The following is a 2,067-nucleotide window of genomic DNA, read 5'->3' as shown; positions in this document are numbered from 1 at the left end:
GCGTGAAAGCCGGCCAAAATCTGTCTCGAAAGTAACCCGAATCATGTAGCCCATTCTAGCTGAGGGATTTTACACATAAATTTGGACTTGATCCAAGAGTGTACGACAACTTATTTAACAACGATCTCCCTCGATCTTTTTCAAAAATTTTCGGCCAAATCACCCTCATATTTTTGAACCCTTCTACATCTTGAGATACAATCACTAATAACCCTGGGATTATCAACGCGGTCTGATAAATAAGTCCTGAATTCTTCTTCGCACCTCAGTTCCAATTTGTTCAAGTCCGTTTTCCTCCTCTATTCCATTCACTCTAATGGAATAATATCACAAAAAAATGCAGTGTATTTTAGCAATTGCAACGGTTACAATAGCTGTTTAACCGAGCATGTTTAAAGCTTGGTTACAAGTCCGAGCACATCTGAGTCTCTATTCAAATAGCCCATCATTACCAGATTTTTGTGATATATTCATATTGGTCATGTATCATTTGTGAAATCAGAAAGGGCAGATCTTCATGGATATCCTAATTCCAACTCGTAAAGTCATATACACCAAAGAACAATATGATCGATGGAAAAATGGTGAACGTGATGATTGCATCGATCCTTATTGCCGTAACCTTCCAGGTACAATGGGTTTCGGTGAATATATTGGGGGCAAATATTATGAATCATTAGGCTACCAATGGATTCATCACGACTTCAATTTACTCGGAGGAAATAAGCTTGGTAAGTACCCGAAAGCTGAAGGTATTTTCCGTCAATATTTTGGTGATGAACGATATGAAAAAGGGAGACAACTTTACAATTTGTTTTCCCCTGCTGTACGCATTGAAGGACCTGACCTCATGCTATTTAAACCGGATGGGTCTGAAATTCGTTTTGCCGAGTGTAAAAGACTTGATACCCGTGACAAATTAAAAGAAAGTCAGGTCAGAGGGCTTGCGTTGTTGAAGCTCCTGTTTGGTTGCCACGTTGAAGTGATTGAAATTATCGAGGAAGGTAAAGGGGAAAATGGAGAAGGCAATCCGATAAAATGGAGTTTTTAAGAAGAATATCATTTTCCCTAAGATGCCGTTACTCAAAGTTTGGAGGACATCTTATGGTGTTCGCGGACAAACAACTGAAATCCAATAGATTATTGGAGGGTTAAAATTGGATTTTGACCTAATGGTGAAGGAACGATTAGCAGACTACAAAAAAAAGAAATTTCCTGATGTGGGAAATGGAAAATGGAATCAGTTAGAGTACGAACATATTCTTCCTGAAGGTTATGAATACTTAAATTATCTTTCACCTTACCGTAAGGAGTTATCACAATATATCATAGAAAACGTTAGAAAGAAAAAGATCAAATTACACAGCCCCACACATATGAATTCATCCCAAATTATGTGTTTCAATTTCTTCTATCCCTTTATAGTAGAAGGTGTGTTGGACCACATAACGACATTCGTTGAAATCAATGAACCTGTCAGTGAGGCTGAATTTGAATATGTTCCAGATTATAATGAGGGTACGAATATCGATTTTTATCTAAGACTTGCATCTGGTCGAAGAATACTATTTGAGATCAAGTATAGTGAAAAGGATTTTGGCCCTGTAAATTTGAATGAACATAATCGGGAGAAATATGAGAAAAAATTCTTCGAGATATATGAGCCAAAACTGAACTCGAAAATACAACCTGACCGGTTGAATATGCTAACCATTCTAAAATATTACCAACTTGCACGTAACATTTTTCATTTGAATCCCAATGACTTGTTTGTAGTGGTCGCCCCCAAACACAATATCAAGCTCAAAGATAAATTTGATTGCTTTAAAACGGAGGTACTCAAAGAAAACGTTAAAGACCAGGTTCGCTTTATTTCTTGGGAAGACATGTTGTTTGGGGTAAGGGAGATTGCATGTATAGCCGGTAGGCAAATACCTCGGCTCATAGAGCAATTAGACAAATTTGAGGAGAAGTATTTAGGGCTTGCTGAACGAACAAAAAATCCTTATTCCACAAGGGATTTGAGCTACTTTTGTCGAATTTATCTGCAAGGAAAACATAGAAAAT

At 37.3% G+C, this 2,067-nt stretch carries 2 protein-coding genes; both read left to right on the top strand.

What is annotated here, in order from left to right; translation table 11 throughout:
- Positions 1–517: 517 nt before the first annotated feature.
- On the top strand, positions 518–1,051 hold the full coding sequence (locus G485_RS29390) for a hypothetical protein (protein ID WP_084423377.1): 534 nt from the start codon (positions 518–520) through the stop codon (positions 1,049–1,051).
- 106 nt (positions 1,052–1,157) lie between these two features.
- Positions 1,158–2,067: PGN_0703 family putative restriction endonuclease (locus G485_RS27185; RefSeq protein ID WP_035157034.1), on the top strand; the 910-nt coding region annotated here is incomplete at its 3' end.

Source organism: Cohnella thermotolerans DSM 17683 (genome assembly GCF_000429825.1).
Classification (GTDB): domain Bacteria; phylum Bacillota; class Bacilli; order Paenibacillales; family Paenibacillaceae; genus Cohnella; species Cohnella thermotolerans.
The sequence above is the reverse complement of the archived record's forward strand: the minus strand, read 5'-3'. Positions and strand labels throughout refer to the sequence as shown.